Source organism: Pantoea sp. A4, assembly GCF_000295955.2.
In the GTDB taxonomy this organism is placed as follows: Bacteria; Pseudomonadota; Gammaproteobacteria; order Enterobacterales; family Enterobacteriaceae; genus Pantoea; species Pantoea multigeneris.
The window spans coordinates 82,801-102,255 of the sequence record NZ_ALXE01000039.1 but is presented as its reverse complement, the minus strand read 5'-3'; the positions used below and the strand labels follow the sequence as shown (position 1 = coordinate 102,255).

Here is a 19,455-nt window from a genome sequence, read left to right as displayed (position 1 = left end):
CTACTTCGGCGGGAGAGAACTGCTTTTTGCCAGTAACCGTTCACTGTGATCGGCAGATTTGTGACTGCGGGACTGCAAAGCCACCCACAATCCTTTTATCAATAGCCCGACTTTTTCTGCGTTACTGGTGGAGATGCGCTGATCCCACGCATGACTACTGCGTTGTACCACCTTGATGCCAATGGCACGGTAGACGCCAGAAGCGGTCGCGATAGCCCAGGCACTGCGCCAGGGCAGGGCAGGCAAACCTTGTTGCGCGGAGGCGTAGTAAGGCTCTGCCTCCGTCACCAGCCGTTTTGCCAGTACTGCCAACACCATGCGATGGGCTTCTTCCGCGTAGTTTTCCCGCGTTAATCCGGCTTCCGCGATCCAGCTGTCCGGCAGGTAGCAACGACCATTGCTGGCGTCTTCAATCACATCCCGGGCGATATTGGTGAGCTGAAAAGCAATGCCCAAATCGCGCGCGTGCCCAAGGACTTTGGCATCCGTCACACCCATAATTTGTGCCATCATCAAACCCACCACCCCCGCCACGTGATAGCAGTAGCGCAGCGTATCCTCAAAGGTGAAATAGCGGGTTTCACGTACGTCCATGGCGAATCCCTCAAGGTGTTCAAGGGCATACTGACGTGAAAGATTATGACGCTGAACCACCTCTTGCAACGCTGCAAAGGCCGGTTCCTGCATGGTTTTACCTTCCCATGCCTCGCGTGTCAGGGTATGTAACTGTGCCAGACGTTGATCGGCCCCGATCTGGCTCGGCGTCGGGGCCGTGAACCCCAGCCACTGATCGTCAATCACGTCATCACAGAAACGACACCAGCTATACAACATCAGCACACTCCGCCGGGTGGCGGGATCAAACAGCCTGGCGGCAGCGGAGAAACTTTTCGAACCCGCGGCCATGGTGACTGCAGCATGGTCATATAACGTTTCACTCATCGAAGGTCCTCCAGCATCAGCGTGGCCGTCGCGCGGGCAGAGCCCAGCACACCGGGAATACCGGCGCCGGGATGGGTTCCGGCACCGACCAGATAAAGGTTTTTTAACTGACTGTCGCGATTGTGTGGGCGGAACCACGCACTTTGCGTCAACACCGGCTCAAGGGAAAACGCTGAGCCATGCCACGCATGCAGGGTGTCGCGGAAGTCAAACGGGGTAAATATACGCTGCGTAACTAGCTGTTCGCGCAGGCCTGGCATGTAGTGCTCTTCGAGATAGGCAAAGATGCGATCGCGCAATTTTGGCCCCTCGGTTGACCAGTCAATATCGGCGGTGCCTAAATGCGGCACGGGTGCCAGCACATAAAAACTGGCACAGCCAGGCGGGGCGAGGGAAGGGTCAGTCACACAAGGCGCATGCAGATAAAGCGAGAAGTCTTGCGCCAGTTGATCGCTGTTAAAGATCTCATGGATCAATTCGCGATAGCGCGGTCCAAAGCATACCGTGTGGTGGGCCAACTGGGGGTGCGGCTGGTTCAGACCAAAATAGAGGACAAAGAGCGAGTTACTCATGCTCTTGTGCGCCAGCTTATGGCCCTGCCGCTGACCACGGGGATGCGCTCGTAGCAGTTTAGAATAGGTATGCACCACATCTGCATTGGAAGCGACTGCCTGTGCGCTAAACTGGCGGCCATCGCGCAAGATAACCCCCCTTAACCGGTTGCCTTCGGTGGTGAGTTGTTCAACCTCGGCATTTAAAATTATCTCGCCGCCGATATCGCGAAACAGTTTGGTTAAGGCTGCAATCAGTGCGCCGGTGCCGCCGCGAGGAAACCAGACTCCCCATTCACGTTCCAGCGCGTGAATCAGGCTATAAATAGACGAGGTGGTAAACGGGTTTCCGCCGACCAGCAGGGTGTGAAACGAAAAAGCCTGGCGTAGATGGTCATCCTGAATAAAACTCGCCACCTTATCCCACACGCTGCGCCAGGCCTGAAGCTTCATCAACTGCGGCGCGGCGCGGGCCATATCCTGCCATGACAGGAACGGTACATGACCCAGTTTCTGATAACCTTCGGCAAATACGGCTCGTGAATAGGCGAGAAAGCGTTGATATCCCTCGACGTCTGCCGGATTGATGCGGGCAATTTGCTGTTCGAGCAGTGGCTGATTATTGTCGTAGCTAAAGTGCTGGCCATCTTCCCAGCACAGGCGATAAAACGGTTTCACCGGCAATAACTCGACGTAATCCGCCATCCGCTTACCGGCAAGGGTAAAGAGGGCTTCAATGGCGGTGGGATCGGTAATGACTGTTGGCCCAGCATCAAAGGTAAAGCCTTGATCCTGATAGACATAGGCTCGACCACCGGGTTTATCCCGCTGTTCGAACAACTGAGTCGCAATGCCCGCAGCCTGGAGGCGAATTGCCAGGGCCAGTCCACCAAATCCTGCGCCTATAACAATGGCTGATTTCATCTCACTCCTTGCGGGTAATCGGGTTTGAAAAGGGCTTGAGCTGCGGCCAGCACTGGCACCGGGGGTTTTCCGGCCAGCAGGCGAACTTTGTCCCTGAAGGTTAACTCTCCGGCGTAAAATCGTTGGATCAGCGGTGCGTTTAAACGGTAAAAACGCGCCATGACCTGCCAGCGCTGATCGGCCGGTGCTGCGAGAAACAGCATTCGATTCAACGCACGGAAAAAACGCTGCCTGCGCCACTGGTGGCGAGCGAACTGATAAATAGCGGCATACATGGCGGTGGCTTCCGGCTGTGTCAGAGCGATGAGATCGGCCAGCGCTACCGCCTGAGGTAATGAATAACCGGTGGTTGCGTGGAACAAACCTGCCTGTAATCCGCTGCATGGTTGCTCGCGCCGCGCATGCCAGAAAGCCTCAAAATCCCCATCCAGCGTGATTGGCAAGGCACCCTGTTCTTCACGTTCCAGTGACGCAAGTTGCCAACCCTGTGCCGTGGCATACGTCTGAATATTGCGTTTTGCCTGATCGGTGTCCAATGTCCCGCCATCACGATAGTGGGTATCTTCGATCAGCAGACGGTGCGATGACAGTGGCAAAGTGTAGACAAAACGATAGCCCCCCTGCTGCGCCACGGTCGCATCCATCAGTATCGGTCCGGTCAGGCGGTGCGCTTGCTGTAACGTCCACTCCTGGCCCACAAACAGTTGATAGCCGGTTTTTAACGCGCTATCGGGCGAAAAGCCTCGTCCATCAATCACTGCGCGGGCGTGTAACACCATTCCATCATCCAGCCTAACCTCATTGGGTTGCACCTGAGTGACGTGAGCCTGAAGAAAACATTGCAGACCTTCAAGCTGGCTGACCTGCCGGGCAAAATGATCGGCGCTGATGCTGTAATAACCGCTGTCAAGGCGGCGGGTCCAGGCCTCGAAGCGGACATCATAATGTGGCCAGTGGTGGCTGATCAGTGGGGCGATCCAGTGATGCTGCTCGGGCGTCAGGTCGTGATGGTGGAAGCTCCAGGTATGATTACCGGCAATCTGCGCGGCTTGCTCAATTAACAGTACGCGCAGGCCTGGACGTTGTTGCTGTAAACGCCAGGCGATCAGGCCATTCGCCAGGCCTCCACCCACCAGAATAATATCGAAATCAGGTCTGTTCATCCGACCTCAGCAGTGATGCGATGACGAGAAAGCAGGGCTTGTTCAGCAATGGCTGCGGCACGTGTCGCACCTCCACCCGCGAGCAGCGCTGGGCGTAAACGCGCAAGGTTATGGTGAACGGCTTCGTCGCCGATCAATTGTTCTAACCGTTCACCAAGGGCGTCGGCTTTGGCAAAACGTGACAGGCGATGTCCAATGCCATGCCAGGTCACTCGGGCCGCCACGCCGGGTTGATCAAAAGCCAGTGGGACAATCAGTAACGGCGTTTGCTGTTGTACCGCATCAATCATGGTATTTAACCCACCGTGGCTAATCACCACGCTGGCGGACTGCAAAGCGCGCTCCTGTTGCGCAAAATCAGTCACTTCCACATCAGGAAATCCGCTTAATTCAGCACACTGGCGTGGCGTCAGGCCACCACAGTGGGCAATCGTCAGGGGAATTTTGCGTTGTTGGCAGGCACGTATAAAGGTTTTAAACAGGGGTAAACGGTGGCCTTGCAACGTGCCTAACGAGGCAAACACGCGTGGCGATCTCTCGGCAATCGGCACAGGCGCGGGGGCTTCTGTCACTGTGCGTAACGGCCCTACCGCATGGAAGCAGGGAGGCAGTTGCTTGCGGGGAAAGTCGAGTGCCAGCGGCAGCTGGCTGATTTGCGCCAGTTCCGACAAACATTCGTGCGCATAGCGACGCGCAGGGAGGCCGAAATAGTGGGCATAACGTTGAATCACCTCGGCATGGCGTGACATCAGCCAGTCATAGGTATTTTCACTGGCGTGACAACGCTGTATCTCTGAGGGAGCCTGGCCATACGTCCACGGCATCACTGGCAGGGGAATACCGTTTTCCCGATTAACCGGCAAAGCACAGGCAACGGAAATAAACGGGAGGCCAAGCGCTTCTGACACCAGTCCCCCTGCGGGTTCCATTTGGTCGGCAATCACGCCATCCACCGCCAGCTGATTTAGCGTGGTGGGGAGCGCGCGGCAAAGATTTTCGGTCAGACTGGACAAGGCATTAATCAGTCGGAACAGCCCAAGACCGGATGCATGACCGGCGAGTTGGATCAACTTGTGCAGCGAACCCGGCGGATAACGGTCGGCCGCAGTGGAGCAAAAGCCGCACTGGCGATCGTTCAGCAGGATCGCGGCGTCCGGTTGCTGCACGAAGGTGATGCGATGCCCGCGCGCCACTAACTGCAAGGCAAGCGCTTGCATGGCACGGAAGTGGCTATAAAAAGGCGGTGCGATCACCGCAAAATGACTCATGCCACCGCCGCGAGCTTCTGTTCGAACCAGCTATTTACAAACTGGCGGGTGCGCATCTTGTCACCACAAGCGGCGGCAAGATGTTGGTCCGCACGCAGCAAGTGGTAGCCCAGACGCTGTTTGACTTCCTGCGCCCCAAGGAGATTCACCAGGGTTGATTTGCCGATATCCTGATGGCTGTCTTTACCGGTATCGCTGTGTCCGTCACACAGATCATCCAGCAATTGAAAGGCTTGCCCCAGCTCCAGTGCGAAGTGATGGAGGCTGTGGTGAATGTCACTGGAAACGCCCGCCGCAATGGCTGCCATTTTCATCGAGGCGCCAAACAACATGCTGGTTTTAAATTCGTTGGTCAGCAAAATGGCTTCGGGGCTACGCTGCTGGTGGCTGTCTGCCAGGTCCTGAAATTGACCACGCACCAGCCCCTGAATTCCAACCGCATCGGCCAGTTCCGCAACAGCCTGGTTACGCACGCGCAGCGCTAATCCCTCCGCGGCGGCGACCACGGCAAACGCTTTACTCAGCAGGGCAATGGCCGCAAGGATGGCCACGCTCTCGCCAAATTGCCGATGAATAGTGGGACGTCCGCGCCGTAATTCGGCGTTATCCATACAAGGCATATCATCCAGCATTAATGAAGCGGCGTGCACCATTTCAACCGCACAGGCGAGGTCAGTTAAGCCTTTATGGCTGGCACTGCATCCGAGATCTTCTGCAATCATCATCAGCAATAGCGGGCGTATACGCTTACCGGGGGCCAGCGTGCCTTCACGCATGGCCTGGTTCACCAGATCCTGATCGCCCCTTTCTGGCAACAGTTGGGCCAGACGACGTTCAATTTCCTGACGCGGCGAGAGCCGGGTCACAAAGGATTGCAAGGAAGGAATCACGCAGGTGGTCATTCGGCTGTCCTTATTTATCAGCATGGGCTTAACTTGTCAGCCCGATTAGGTAAGCTGACAAAGCGGAGAAGTCACTGTCATTCATGATTGTCCCGAAAATACCGCCAGGCGGTGAGTCATGCTTTCGTTATAGTCGGTCTGTTGACCGTTACTCTAAGCATGGCTGAGGTTTGGCAAAACGCCAGCAAAGTGGCTTAGGCGGGGATGATTCATCAATATTTGCGTGCTTACCGACGCTGAATTTGTGCAACACATAGAAATTTGCAAAAAATCGCGCCGAACAAGAACGATTCCCGATAAACTCCAACTATGACCGAATAATTATATTTATTGATGAACTACTACTTACCTGATGAGAGCCAGTTAAAATTACGTTCCACGCGCTTTGTGCGACGAATGTTTGTCATGCGCCAGTTAGGCACGTTCCTGTGCTTTCTCCCGATCCTCTCTGTGTTACTCGAAGCCGGACAGAGCAGGGCACTGTGCGCACTTTTATTTATTAATGCCTGGGTCTGGCCGTGGCTGGCCTACCGCATGGCGCTTCGCTCACGCGACCCAACGGGCCGTGAAAAACTGAATCTGACACTGGATGCCGCATTTGGTGGACTGTGGGTGGCGGTGATGGCGATAAGCCCGGTGCCTTCTCTGGTGATCATTGCGGTGTTAGTCGCCGATCGTTATGCCGCAGGTGGGATGACGCAGCTGATAGCCGCCATGCAGGCGTTTCTGCTCGCCTTCGTGCTGATGTGGTTAGTGGAAGGGATGCCGATCCATCTGGGTTTTAGCGCACGCACCGTTTGGCTGACGCTGCCACTGGCGACCTTTTATATGCTGGTTTTAAGCGTGGTGTCCTATAACCTGACGCTGAATCTACGCAAAAAAAATCGCGAGCTGGAACGTATTGCGCTGATGGACCCCGGGCTACAGATCCCGAACCGACGTCTGTTTGAACGCCGACTGGAGAGTGAATACCTCCGGACCCGGCGTGGTGAAACTGCCGCCTGGCTGATGATGATCGATGTCGATCACTTCAAGCGAGTTAACGACACGTTTGGCCATGAAGCGGGCGACTTTTTGTTATCTGAGATTTCTGCACTGTTGCGCAATCAGGTCGGCATGGAAGATATCCCGGCGCGTTTTGGCGGTGATGAGTTGGTGGTGATAGTGCGTGATGCCAATGAAGTGACCATTTCACTGCTGGCGCAAACGCTGAGTAAACGCATCAATGAGTTACGTCTGCCCGCATCAACAGACTTTTACTGTACGGTCAGCATTGGTATCGCGCCGGCGCAAAGTGCCGCATCGCTGTCAGAGTGGTTACGTCACGCTGATGACGCACTGTATGAGGTGAAACGGGCAGGGCGCAACGGCATCAGGCTGTGGGGAAAGATGTAGCGAGAAACAGAGCCAAAGCGGCCCTGTTTTTTTATGCTTAAATCGCGCTGTAGCTACCAGTGCCGTCTGGCCATGGCGTTAACAAATCAAAACCGGTTTCTGTTACCGCCACGGTATGTTCCCACTGAGCAGATAGCGAGCGATCTTTGGTGACCACTGTCCAGCCATCTGACAGCAGACTGGTACCTGCTTTACCGGCATTAATCATCGGTTCAATGGTAAAGATCATCCCCGGCTCCAGTTTCATTCCGGTGCCAGGCTGACCGTAATGCAACACCTGCGGGGCATCATGGTAAACCTGACCGACACCGTGGCCGCAATATTCGCGCACTACAGAGAAACCGGCACCTTCTGCCACTTTCTGGATCGCTGCACCGACATCACCCAGCGTGGCGCCAGGACGAACGGTATGAATACCCGCGACCATTGACTGATAGGTAATCTCGACCAGACGTTTCGCGCGTACAGAAGGTTCGCCGACGAAATACATGCGGCTGGTATCGCCGTACCAGCCATCTTTGATGATCGCCACATCGACATTAACGATATCGCCTGCTTTCAGTTTTTTATCCGCCGGAATGCCGTGGCACACCACGTGATTGACCGAAGTACAGCTGGTGTGCTGATAACCGTGGTAACCAATATTGGCAGGGACGACTTTCAGCTCATTCACAATAAAGTCATGGCACAGCTGATCCAGATATTCGGTGGTGACACCGGGCTGAACGTGGGGAGTGATCATCGCCAGTACCTGCGCGGCGGCATGTCCTGCGGCGCGCGCCAGTTCAATCTCTTCAGCAGTGTGTAATTTTACTGTACTCATCCACGGGTTTCCTGTTGCGTTACGGTTTGCAGTACCTGACGGATATCGGCGCTACCTTCGAGCTCCAGACGAACCAGCGCTTGTGCCAACTGATGCTGGCTCAGTTGCGGATTTAACTCCGCGAGCATGCCGAGCTTCATCCAGTGCTCCGCCTGTGCGTTTACCGAACGGCTCATCGCCTGGCTCGCTATGCGCAGATTTTCATGCATCAGGTCAGAGATTTTTACGATACCCATAAAGCACCTGTTATATAAAACGTATATGTTTTATATATTGCCACAGGCAAAAGAAAACCGGAAGTGGTGGAGCACTTCCGGTTCAGGAGACTAACAGCCGCGAAAATCGCGTTTAGCCAGGGTAGATGCCGCGATCTTTACGCGCCAGCAGAATGCGCTCACAGGCCACAATGTAGGCGGCGGTGCGCAGAGAGCAGGATTTCTCAGCGGCTTTCTCCCAGACATGCACCATCGCTTCGGTCATGATGCGGTCCATACGGGCGTTGATCTCCTCTTCGCTCCAGAAGAAGCTCGCCATGTCCTGCACCCACTCAAAGTAGCTGACGGTGACGCCACCCGCGTTACACACCACATCGGGCACGACCAGCACACCGCGTTCCGCTAGCACGTCGTCTGCTTCCGGGAAGGTCGGGCCGTTCGCCCCTTCCAACACCAGTTTGGCGGTAATGGTGGCAGCACGTTCGCGGGTGATCTGGCCTTCCAGTGCCGCCGGGATCAGAATGTCCATCTGGGTGGTCCAGAATTGGGCTTTATCGATCTCCTGCGCGCCAGGGAAGCCCGCAATTTGTTTGTGCTCCGCCTGCCATGCGCTCAGGGCAGCCATATCAATCCCTGCATCGTTGAACAGGGTGGCAGTATGATCCTGAATCACCACCACGCGGGCACCCGCTTCAGCGAACAGGCGCGCAGCTTCACTGCCCACATTACCAAAGCCCTGCAACGCCACACGCGCACCTTCAATGGTGATATTCGCGCGGTTAGCCACTTCCCGACCGGTGACAAAGACGCCACGACCGGTTGCTTTTTCACGTCCGAGGGAACCGCCAAGGTGAATCGGTTTGCCGGTGACAACGCCAGTAATGGTGGTGCCCTGGTTCATGGAGTAGGTGTCCATCATCCATGCCATGACTTTGCCGTTGGTGCCGACATCCGGGGCCGGGATATCTTTTTGCGGTCCAATAATTACGCCGATCTCACTGGTGTAACGACGCGTCAGACGCTCCAGTTCACCCTCTGAAAGCGAGAAAGGATCAACGCGAATACCGCCTTTCGCACCACCATACGGCAGATTGACGGCAGCACATTTGATAGTCATCCACGCGGAGAGGGCCATCACTTCGTTCAGATCCACATCCGGATGATAGCGCACCCCCCCTTTACCCGGACCGCGAGAGAGATTGTGTTGTACGCGATACCCCTCAAAGTGACGGATAGTACCGTCATCCATTTGCACGGGAATATCGACAATCAATGCGCGTTTAGGATGACGCAGCGTTTCAATCCAGCGTGACAGTTCGCCGAGATAAGGTGCAACGCGATCGATTTGGCGTAGGTAGGTAGTCCAGGGAGATGTACTGCTTTCTGAAGCGTAAGATAACTTTTCCATAAAAAGCCTGTTTGATCAGAGTTATTTATATTGAAAATCCGTGGAAACATAATGGAATGCACTATGCGCTGTTAAATTTAACACTTTTGCAATAAAAGGTGTTTATTGTGATCGCCCATTTTTTCTTTTTCGCGACCAAACCCGCATTTTTAAATGAATAAATAAGCATAAAAATGGCGCTCTATGAGTGAATTTATATGCACATTTTATTCACTAAAGTGCATAAGTAAGAATTTTTTTCTGATTTTTCAGATCTTTGAAGGTTGTCATGAAGTGAATAAACAGGTGTTTTTGCATATTGACTTTGCTAATGTGCAGAACCACTATGAGGAAAACTAAACGGGATTTTTCACCGATGAATTAAGTCAAAATTGCTTTTTTTATTCACATCTCTTTAAAAGGATGTCCCTGTTAACACGTAAAAGGGGCACGTTAAATTATTGCGTTATCCGAAAGGGTAAAAGTTTTTCTTATGTTATTGATGCTTGCGGGCAGGCATCGTCACAGTTAAAAAAAGTTTCAGGAGAAATGCTATGTCAGGCAATGTTAATCGCGAATACTTTGATAAATATATGGTTCCCTGCTATTCGCCGGCACCTTTTATTCCCGTTAAAGCCGCAGGATCACGCGTCTGGGATCAACAGGGTAAGGAGTACATTGACCTGGCAGGAGGCATCGCGGTTAATTCCCTGGGGCATAGCAACCCAGTGCTGGCGCAGGCTCTGAAGGAGCAGATCGATAAGCTATGGCACATGGCTAACGGTTTCACTAACGAACCGGTGCTGATGCTGGCACAAAAACTCGTGAACGCGACCTTCGCTGACAAAGTATTTTTCTGTAATTCCGGTGCAGAAGCGAATGAAGCGGCGTTAAAACTGGCGCGCAAATATGCACGCGATCGTTTTGGTGCGGATAAAAGCGAAATCATTGCCTTCAAAAATGCCTTCCATGGCCGTACGCTTTTTACCGTCACTGTGGGTGGCCAACCAAAATATTCTGCTGACTTTGCACCGCTGCCACAGGATATTACCCATCTCCCCTATAATGATCTTAACGCGGTTGCGGCCCAGATTTCTGACCGGACCTGCGCGGTGATTGTTGAGCCCGTGATTGGCGAGGGCGGCGTTCTGCCTGCCGATCCGGCCTTCCTGCAAGGGCTGCGCGAGCTGTGTGATAAGCACAATGCGACGCTGATTTTTGATGAAGTTCAAACCGGTGCGGGTCGTCTTGGTACGCTCTATGCCTATCAACACTATGGGGTAGTGCCTGACCTGCTCACCAGCGCAAAAGGTTTGGGCGGTGGATTCCCGATTGGTGCCATGCTGGCGAAAGAAGCCTGGGCGCAGGTCTTCCAGCCGGGTACACATGGCACCACCTTTGGCGGCAACCCGCTGGCGGCTACCGTGGCGAACAGCGTACTGGATCAGCTGGATGAAACGTTACTGGGCGGTGTGGCCGAGCGTCATCAGCTGATTGTCGCCCGACTGGAGGCGCTCAATGCGCAGCACGGTCTGTTTACGGCAATTCGCGGTAAAGGATTGTTAATCGGCGCTGAACTGGCGGAGCCCCTGCGTGGCAAAGCGAAAACGCTGACCAATCTCGCGGCCGAAGAGGGATTAATTGCCCTGATTGCGGGCCCGGACGTGTTGCGTTTTGCGCCGGCGTTGAACATTCCGCTGGAAGATATTGAAGAAGCCTTTGTGCGACTGGAACGTGCTGTTGTACGTATCCTGGGTTAATCGCGGAGGAGTCTATGATGCTTTTTCGTCCCGTTTGTGAAAGCGATCTGCCCGCCGTCATGCGGCTGGCAGGGCGTGCCGGTGTGGGAATGACCTCGTTACCCCACGACGAGCAACGCTTGCAGGCGCGCATCCAGCGCAGCGTTGATACCTTTGCCGGTCGCTTACCACGCAGTCAGCAGGGCTTCTTGTTTGTACTGGAAGATCCCGAAACGGCCCAGGTGGTGGGGATCAGCGCCATTGAAGTGGCTGTGGGCCTCAATGAACCCTTTTATAATTTTCGCATTCAGCGCTCGGTGCGGGCTTCGCGCGAATTAGGGATCTACAAAAATCTTGAGCTGCTGACCATCAGCTACGATCACACCGGTCACAGTGAACTCTGTACGCTGTTCCTCGATCCGGAATACCAGAAGAACCGCAACGGGCTTTTTCTTTCCAAGGCGCGTTTCCTGTTTATTGCCACTTTCCGCGAGCTGTTTTCCGCGCACCTGTTTGCGGAGATGCGCGGCGTACTGGGAGACGACGGAAAGTCGCCATTCTGGGATGCGCTGGGCCACCACTTCTTCGATATACCGTTTGTGGATGCCGATCGTCTGACCGGCAGCGGCGCAAAAACCTTTATTGCCGAACTGATGCCTTCCTACCCGATCTACGTCTCGCTGCTCCCTGAAGATGCGCAGGCGGTGATCGGGAAAGTGCATCCGCGCACGGCTCCTGCTCGCGCCATTCTGGAAAAAGAGGGTTTCAGCTACCGTGGCTCGGTCGACATCTTTGATGCAGGCCCGGTACTGGAGGCAGAAACCGATCAGATTCGCGCCATTCGTGACAGCCGTCGGGTTGCGCTTGATGCCAACTTCTCACTGCCTGCGGTGCCAACACTGGTGGCTAACACCCAGTTCGAACATTTTCGTGCCATCCTGGTTGTGCCGGATGAGCAGGGCACGATGCCCGGTCTGGATCAAACCCAACTCGATGCTTTGCAGGTCAGTGCCAATGACCCTGTCAGGCTGGTCACACTTCAACCTGAGGAGAGCGCGACATGAGTCATGCTGCCCATTTTATTGCCGGTCAATGGCTGACGGGTAACGGCCCGCGCCTGACTAAGTTTTCTCCACTCGATCAGCAAATCATCTGGCAGGCCAACAGTGCCAGTGCCGCAGACGTGGCGGCTGCCACTGAAGCTGCCCGCAAAGCCTTTTACAGCTGGTCGCATTTAGCCGTTGCCGATCGGATTGCCGTCATTGAGCGCTTTGCTGCCCTGTTGGCAGAACACAAAGAGGCGCTGGCTACAGTGATCGCCCAGGAAACCAGCAAGCCGCTGTGGGAAACGCGCACTGAAGTGCAGGCGATGATCGGCAAAGCCACGATTTCTCAGGACGCTTACCATCGACGTACCGGGACGACAGAAACCACGATGGCGGACGGTAAAGCGCTGTTGCAGCATAAGCCACACGGGGTGATGGCGGTCTTTGGTCCCTATAACTTCCCAGGCCACCTGCCAAACGGACACATTATCCCGGCTCTGATTGCCGGTAATACGCTGGTGTTTAAGCCCAGTGAACTGACGCCAGCCACCGCTGAACTGACGCTTAAACTCTGGCAGCAGGCGGGCTTGCCGGAAGGTGTGCTCAACCTGGTGCAAGGTGGACGAGAAACAGGCGCGGCGCTGCTGGAAAACCGTGAAATCGATGGCGTGCTGTTTACGGGTAGTGCTGCGGCTGGGTTCCACTTCCACCGGGTGCTAGCCGGACAGCCAGAAAAAATCCTCGCACTGGAGATGGGTGGCAATAACGCCCTGATTGCAGAGAGCTACAGCGATCTGGATGCGGCAGTCCATCTGATCATTCAATCAGCGTTCATTTCAGCCGGGCAGCGTTGTACCTGTGCGCGTCGTCTGTTGGTGAAGCGCGGAGCCGCAGGAGACGCACTTATTGCGCGTCTGGTTGAAGCCAGCCGCAACATTGTTGTTGGCCGCTGGGACGCAGAGCCACAGCCCTTTATGGGCGGCGTGATCTCGCTTCAGGCTGCCAGTGCCATGTTACAGGCACAGGAAAATCTGTTGGCATTAGGGGCAAAAAGCTTGCTGACGCTGACGCAGCCGGATGTGACGTCAACCCTGTTAACGCCGGGAATTATTGAAACCACCGGACTCGAGCTGCCGGATGAAGAGTATTTTGGACCGCTGTTAAGTGTTATCCGCTATGACAGCTTTGATGAGGCTCTGCGCATTGCTAATCATACCCGCTATGGGCTGGCGGTGGGGCTGATTGCCGAAGACGCAGCGCTGTTTGCGCGTTTGACCGATGAAGCCCGCGCCGGAATTGTTAACTGGAATAAACCGTTAACCGGCGCCTCCAGCAATGCGCCGTTTGGTGGCGTCGGGGCGTCGGGTAATCATCGCGCTTCTGCCTATTATGCTGCGGACTACTGCGCATGGCCGATGGCCTCACTGACCAGTGACACTCTTAGCCTGCCTGCTGCGCGCTCGCCGGGTTTACCGTTCTAAATCGCCGTGATGCGAGGAAATTATGTCTGGTTTTGAAGTAAATTTTGACGGACTGGTGGGACCGACTCACCATTACGCCGGTCTGTCGACCGGTAATGAAGCCTCACAGCTGAACCGCGATGGGTTATCAAACCCACGTAAAGCGGCACTGCAAGGGCTGGCGAAAATGAAAGCCCTGGCCGATCGGGGCTTCGTCCAGGGCATTCTCCCTCCACAGCCGCGCCCGAACCTGGCGGCGTTACGGGGTTTAGGTTTCAGCGGCAGCGATGAGCACGTTTTACAGCAGGCAGCGCAGACCTCTCCGCACCTGCTGTCGGCCATGAGCTCGGCTTCATCTATGTGGACCGCAAACGCAGCGACGGTTTCGCCCTCTGCGGACAGCGCGGACGGCAAGGTACACTTTACGGTTGCGAACCTGAACAACAAACTACACCGTGCAATGGAAATCCCGACGACCTCGGCGATTTTGCGCGCTACTTTCCGTGATGAAGCGCATTTTGCCCATCACGCGGCGCTGCCAGCGCAAAGTGATTTTGGCGATGAAGGGGCCGCCAACCACAATCGTTTCTGCAATGACTACGCCAGCCAGGGCATTCAACTGTTTATTTACGGTCGTAAGGCGTTTGGTGGCGGGCCAGCACCGCAGCGTTATCCCGCGCGTCAGACCCGTGAAGCCAGCGAAGCGATTGCGCGACTGCATCAGCTCAACCCGGAATTTACCGTGTTCGCACAGCAAAATCCGGCGGTGATTGACAGCGGCGTGTTCCATAACGACGTGATCGCGGTCAGTAATAAACAGGTCCTGTTCCACCATCAGCAGGCATTCCTTGATCAGTCCGTTCTGCTGAACACCCTGCGTGAAAAAAGTGCCTTACTTGACGTTCCCTTTGTCAATATCGAGGTGCCGCAGGATCAGGTCAGTGTCGAGGATGCCGTTGCCAGCTACCTGTTTAACAGCCAGCTGCTCAGCAAGCCGGATGGCAGTATGGTGATTGTGGTGCCAGAAGAGTGCCGTCAGCGCGACAATGTCTGGCGCTATCTGACCGGGATGACCAACGCATCCGGTTCTCCCGTCAATGAAATTGCCCTGTTTGATCTGCGTGAAAGTATGCGCAACGGCGGCGGTCCAGCCTGCCTGCGTTTGCGCGTCGTGTTGAATGAACAGGAACGGGCCGCAGTCAATCAGGGCAGCCTGATGACGGAACCGCGTTACCAGCAGCTGACTCAGTGGGTGGAAAAACACTATCGCGATCGTCTGCACGCCAGTGATTTGGCCGATCCGCAGCTGCCGCGTGAAGTCTGGCAAGCGCTGGATGAACTGACACAGATCCTGCAATTGGGTGCTATCTATGACTTCCAGCGCTAAAGAAGACGAACTCGTTGAGGCATTGCTGGCGTGCAAGCTGGCGTCGCTGCCTTTTCCGGCGGACGTGAAAGGCACATGGCTGGCGGAAGGGGTGTTGCAGTTGATTCCCGCAGAGCCCTGGCAGCAAGCCACGGTGATTTCTGCCGGTATTCACGGTAACGAAACGGCACCGATTGAAATGCTACTGCGCATTCTGGCCGATATCAGCAGCGGCAAACAGCCGCTGCGTCAGGCTATCCTGGTGGTGTTCGGCAATCTCCCGTCGATGCGTGCGAATAAACGTTATCTGCACAATGACATGAACCGCCTGTTTGGCGGTCGGCATGCACAGGCGAAACCGGGAAATGAGAGTCGCCGTGCTGCACAGTTGGAGCAGGTGGTGGCTGACTTCTTTGCCAGCACGGCTTCACAGTCGCAGAGCAATCGATTACATCTCGATTTGCACACCGCGATTCGCGGCTCGCGCTTTGCACAGTTTTCACTGATCCCGTTCCATCGTCACGCTTATCACCCCAGTTTCTTTGCATTACAGGAAGCCTGTGGCCTCGATGCGGTGGTGCAACACACCGCGCCTGGCGGTACGTTTAGCAACTTTACCAGCGATGCGTTCGGTGCGCAGAGTTGTACGCTGGAGCTGGGTAAAGCGCTGCCGTTCGGACAAAATGATCTCACTCAGTTTGCCACCACAGAAGCGGCACTGCGCGCATTGATTGCCGGGGAAGCACTGCCCACCCGCGATAAAGCGCCCGTGCGTTACTTCTCGGTCGCGGAGAGCATCATTAAAAGCGATGCGCGTTTTACGCTTAACCTCGATCCACAGGCGGAAAATTTCACCGAGCTGGACGTTGGTTATGAGATCGCCAGTCAGCCGGGCAAGCACTGGACAGTCAGTGCTAAAGCCCCGTACATTCTGTTCCCCAACGCGGGTGTGGCGCTTGGCCTGAGGGCTGGAATGCTGTTACAGCCTGCTTCGCCATGCCTTTCTTTGCCAGACTGAAGGAATCGTCGTGACTGACAAATCGACTCAAGGGCAGGTTCAGCCTGCCCTGGCGGCTGACGCCCCGGATAAACTCCAACGGGGCCTTAGTGAACGCCATATTCAGATGATCGCCCTGGGGGGATCGATTGGCACCGGCCTGTTTATGGGTGCGGGTCGTAACATCGCGGTAGCGGGTACCTCGATATTAATCATTTATGTGCTGGTGGGCTTTTTTAGCTATATGGTGATGCGAGCAATGGGTGAGCTGCTACTTACCCGGCTGGATTACCGCTCGTTTGCTGATTTTGTCAGTGAATATCTTGGCCCCAAGGCCAGTTTCTATCTTGGCTGGTCCTACTGGCTCAGTTGGGTTGTCACCTGTATTGCCGATGTGGTGGTATGCGGAGCCTATATGCAGTACTGGTTCCCGCATATGTCGGCGTGGATACCGGCGTTGTTTACGCTGGGCATACTCTGTCTGTTTAACCTGATGTCGGTGAAAGCCTTTGGTGAGGCGGAGTTCTGGTTTGCATTGATTAAAGTGGTCACGATTGTGGCACTGATCCTGACCGGCGGCTGGATGGTGTTCACCGGCTGGACCTCGCCGGATGGCGTGAAAGCTTCAGTGGATAATCTGACCGATCCGGCCGTGTTTATGCCGCATGGTTTCACTGGCTTCCTCGCGGGCTTCCAGATCGCTATTTTCTCTTACACCGGGATTGAGCTGTTGGGAACGATGACGGCGGAGACCCGCGATCCAGAGAAGATCCTGCCACGCGCCGTGAACTCTCTGCCGCTGCGTATCGTCATCTTCTATATGCTGTCGATGATTGTGATTATCGCCGTGACTTCGTGGCAGGGAGTATCACCCGATTCCAGCCCGTTTGTGACGCTGTTTGCTAAAGCCGGTTTGCCAGCGGCAGCGGCCATCATTAACTTTGTGGCGTTAACCTCAGCAATGTCTTCTGCTAACAGCGGTGTCTACTCCAGCACACGCATGTTGTACGGTTTGTCGGTAGAGAAACATGCGCACTGGCAGTTCCGCATTCTCTCGCGCACGACCCGTATTCCGGTGCGCAGTCTGCTGTTTTCCTGCTTCTGTATGCTGAGTGGGACGCTGCTGCTGTTCCTGGTGCCAAACGTCACCACGCTGTTCACCATTGTTTCAACCCTGGCGGCCATTCTGGTGATCTACAGCTGGGGGATGATTCTGGTGGCCTATCTGGTATACCGCAAGCAGCGCCCGGATCTGCATGAGAAGTCGAAGTTCAAAATGCCCGGTGGTGTTGTGATGACCTGGGCCACACTGATTTTCTTCATCTTCTCGGTGGTGATCATGGTATTTGACCCGGACACACTGATGGCACTTGAGGCCTCGCCGCTGTGGTTTATTGCGCTGTGGGTCTTCTGGAAGATCAAGGAGAAGCGCGAGCAGCCTGAAGAGGCGGACAAAGTCAGCGTTTAAATCCAGTCAGGCGATGTCACTACATCGCCTGATTTTCTTTACTGCGCGAGCATAAATTCCACTGCCCGTTCTGCATGAATGCGCGCGGTATCAAATACCGGCAGGGCGCTCTCTTCTTCTGGCACCAGCAGCCCAATTTCAGTACAGCCAAATATCACGCCCTGCGCGCCTTGCTGTTTTAGCTGCTCGATCACCTGAAGGTAGTAATCCCGTGAGGATGGGGTAAAACTGCCGAGACAAAGTTCTTCGAAAATGATGCGATTGATGTTTTTACGTGCCACTGCATCAGGGACCAGCGTCTCAATGGCATAATTTTGTTCCAGCCTGCCCCGATAAAAATCCTGTTCCATGGTATACGCCGTACCGAGCAGCGCAACACGGTTCATGCTCGCCGCCTGAAGTGCGTCGCCCGTGGCATCAGCAATATGAATAAAGGGCACATCAATGGCTTGCTCAATCTGGTGGGCGACCTTATGCATGGTATTCGTACAGAGCACCATGCCCTCGGCTCCCGCCTGCTGCAAGCCGCGCGCCGCCTGTGCCAGTATCTCACCGGCCTTATGCCATTCACCGCTGGCCTGACAGGCTTCAATCTGGTGGAAATCCACGCTGTGCATCAAGAGTTGTGCGGAGTGCAGTCCACCTAAGCGCTGTTTTATCCCTTCGTTAATCAGTCGATAATAGGGGATCGTGGATTCCCAGCTCATACCTGCTAACAGCCCTAGCGTTTTCATTAAATTTTCCTTACAAAACAGGACAGACAGAATAGGGGTCAGACTATCACTATTAATCGCCTCATGGGGAGATTACAGCGAGGCGAAAAGCCGTATACAATGAGCCACGGTTTTACCGGGCTGGCCCGGAAACAGAGCACACTTCAAGCCTTTGCAGGGCGCAATGACGGCTAAATGAACAAAATGATCGCACGACTAAAACGCAAGCCACTCGAATTCATGGCGTTGATACTTTCTCTGCTGGCATTGCTGGTCTCATGGAATAATCAAATCACTTTAAAAGCACTGTATGGCAACAATGAAAAAGTCATTGTTTACAGTGATTACGCACGTAGCCTGAAGGGTGGGGTACAGCTGCGGCCATTGGGTGACGACAAGCATATCTTGTCGATGACGATGGTCTATCCGAAAAAAATTGGCACCAGCGAAACCTATATGGATGCCCATGCCATTTACGTTCCCGATGAAGCGATAAAGGCACGTTTGTATGAGCTGTTCCGCGGTAACCGCCTGACGGGCACCTTCCATGCCAGCATCCCGGTTCGGCTCATCACCCGCTATGCGACTCAGGGCGAGGCCTACACCGATGATGCCATCTATATCGTCAATTATCGTTTCACGGTAAGCCGCGATGTGCATCAACCGATCAAGACGTTTATAGAAATGAACGATATTGACGTGAATTATACCTCTCGCGCGGCGGATACGCTGTTGGCGAAGGTGGACGCGATGATGGGCATTACTGATGAAAGCAATGATATCAATCGTATGTTCACCAACGGCACCTTTAGTGATATTTCAGGCAACCCGCTGTCTTGAGGATGAGCTGAGGCTGCACAGGTGCGCTGTCTCTCATTCAGATTTTATGGTCGAGAGACAGCCATTCTCGCTAAATGGCATAGCGCCAAAACCGATGATGCAAATCTTCATCTTTGCCGGAGAAATCTGGAGAAAAAAGAGGCGAAGGTGCAGTTGGTAAGATTTTACACAAAAAGGTCGTCTGGAAGGAAGCGTGGGGAGGGAAAACAGGCCATTTTTGGCCGGGGCGATGACCTTATCTTTATGTTGAAAAGTA

Annotated in this window: 17 protein-coding genes; 8 read left to right on the top strand and 9 right to left on the bottom strand. The window is 54.6% G+C overall.

Annotated features, from left to right (window positions below):
- The 5 genes from B880_RS0117235 to B880_RS0117215 are packed head-to-tail and all read right to left on the bottom strand — an operon-like array spanning window position 1 to window position 5,750.
- Window positions 1–942, bottom strand: coding sequence for a phytoene/squalene synthase family protein (locus tag B880_RS0117235; RefSeq protein WP_017348696.1), 942 nt, complete (start codon window positions 940–942; stop codon window positions 1–3).
- Window positions 939–2,417, bottom strand: a complete 1,479-nt coding sequence (locus B880_RS0117230; protein WP_017348695.1) for a phytoene desaturase — start codon at window positions 2,415–2,417, stop codon at window positions 939–941. Before B880_RS0117230 ends, B880_RS0117235 begins: the two co-directional genes overlap by 4 nt.
- Complete coding sequence (gene crtY, locus B880_RS0117225) at window positions 2,414–3,580, bottom strand: lycopene beta-cyclase CrtY (protein ID WP_017348694.1); 1,167 nt, start codon at window positions 3,578–3,580, stop codon at window positions 2,414–2,416. Before crtY ends, B880_RS0117230 begins: the two co-directional genes overlap by 4 nt.
- Window positions 3,577–4,848, bottom strand: coding sequence for a glycosyltransferase (locus tag B880_RS0117220; RefSeq protein ID WP_017348693.1), 1,272 nt, complete (start codon window positions 4,846–4,848; stop codon window positions 3,577–3,579). The genes crtY and B880_RS0117220 overlap by 4 nt, the downstream gene beginning before the upstream one ends.
- Entirely contained in the window at window positions 4,845–5,750 is a 906-nt protein-coding gene (locus B880_RS0117215; RefSeq protein ID WP_017348692.1) for a polyprenyl synthetase family protein, read from the bottom strand. The genes B880_RS0117220 and B880_RS0117215 overlap by 4 nt, the downstream gene beginning before the upstream one ends.
- A gap of 333 nt (window positions 5,751–6,083) precedes the next feature.
- Here B880_RS0117215 and B880_RS0117210 point away from each other — a divergent pair, with 333 nt between their 5' ends.
- Window positions 6,084–7,145, top strand: a complete 1,062-nt coding sequence (locus B880_RS0117210; protein ID WP_017348691.1) for a diguanylate cyclase — start codon at window positions 6,084–6,086, stop codon at window positions 7,143–7,145.
- 37 nt (window positions 7,146–7,182) lie between these two features.
- On the opposite strand, the gene map is transcribed toward B880_RS0117210, so the two are convergent.
- The 3 genes from map to B880_RS0117195 all read right to left on the bottom strand — a co-directional run bounded on the left by map (window position 7,183) and on the right by B880_RS0117195 (window position 9,591).
- A complete protein-coding gene (gene map, locus B880_RS0117205; RefSeq protein ID WP_017348690.1) occupies window positions 7,183–7,968 on the bottom strand; it encodes a type I methionyl aminopeptidase in 786 nt (261 codons plus the stop codon).
- Entirely contained in the window at window positions 7,965–8,204 is a 240-nt protein-coding gene (locus tag B880_RS0117200; RefSeq protein ID WP_017348689.1) for a ParD-like family protein, read from the bottom strand. The genes map and B880_RS0117200 overlap by 4 nt, the downstream gene beginning before the upstream one ends.
- A 112-nt stretch (window positions 8,205–8,316) precedes the next feature.
- A complete protein-coding gene (locus tag B880_RS0117195) occupies window positions 8,317–9,591 on the bottom strand; it encodes a Glu/Leu/Phe/Val family dehydrogenase (RefSeq protein WP_017348688.1) in 1,275 nt (424 codons plus the stop codon).
- Window positions 9,592–10,124: 533 nt separating this feature from the next.
- On the opposite strand from B880_RS0117195, the gene B880_RS0117190 reads away from it, so the two are divergent.
- The 6 genes from B880_RS0117190 to B880_RS0117165 are packed head-to-tail and all read left to right on the top strand — an operon-like array spanning window position 10,125 to window position 17,646.
- A complete protein-coding gene (locus tag B880_RS0117190; RefSeq protein WP_017348687.1) occupies window positions 10,125–11,330 on the top strand; it encodes a bifunctional succinylornithine transaminase/acetylornithine transaminase in 1,206 nt (401 codons plus the stop codon).
- Between the two features lie 17 nt (window positions 11,331–11,347).
- Window positions 11,348–12,373 (top strand): arginine N-succinyltransferase, encoded by a 1,026-nt coding sequence (astA, locus tag B880_RS0117185; RefSeq protein ID WP_017348686.1) that lies wholly within the window; start codon window positions 11,348–11,350, stop codon window positions 12,371–12,373.
- Window positions 12,370–13,836, top strand: coding sequence for a succinylglutamate-semialdehyde dehydrogenase (astD, locus tag B880_RS0117180; protein ID WP_017348685.1), 1,467 nt, complete (start codon window positions 12,370–12,372; stop codon window positions 13,834–13,836). The genes astA and astD overlap by 4 nt, the downstream gene beginning before the upstream one ends.
- 22 nt (window positions 13,837–13,858) lie before the next feature.
- Window positions 13,859–15,202, top strand: coding sequence for an N-succinylarginine dihydrolase (gene astB / locus B880_RS0117175; RefSeq protein WP_017348684.1), 1,344 nt, complete (start codon window positions 13,859–13,861; stop codon window positions 15,200–15,202).
- Window positions 15,186–16,199: a succinylglutamate desuccinylase gene (gene astE / locus B880_RS0117170; RefSeq protein WP_017348683.1), complete on the top strand. Its 1,014-nt coding sequence runs from the start codon at window positions 15,186–15,188 to the stop codon at window positions 16,197–16,199. Before astB ends, astE begins: the two co-directional genes overlap by 17 nt.
- A 49-nt stretch (window positions 16,200–16,248) precedes the next feature.
- The gene (locus tag B880_RS0117165) at window positions 16,249–17,646 is read left to right on the top strand and encodes an amino acid permease (RefSeq protein WP_237761025.1); all 1,398 of its coding nucleotides are present in this window, start codon (window positions 16,249–16,251) and stop codon (window positions 17,644–17,646) included.
- Window positions 17,647–17,684: 38 nt separating this feature from the next.
- On the opposite strand, the gene B880_RS0117160 is transcribed toward B880_RS0117165, so the two are convergent.
- Complete coding sequence (locus B880_RS0117160) at window positions 17,685–18,380, bottom strand: aspartate/glutamate racemase (RefSeq protein ID WP_017348681.1); 696 nt, start codon at window positions 18,378–18,380, stop codon at window positions 17,685–17,687.
- Window positions 18,381–18,554: 174 nt separating this feature from the next.
- On the opposite strand from B880_RS0117160, the gene B880_RS0117155 reads away from it, so the two are divergent.
- Window positions 18,555–19,199: a hypothetical protein gene (locus B880_RS0117155; protein ID WP_017348680.1), complete on the top strand. Its 645-nt coding sequence runs from the start codon at window positions 18,555–18,557 to the stop codon at window positions 19,197–19,199.
- Window positions 19,200–19,455 lie beyond the last annotated feature (256 nt).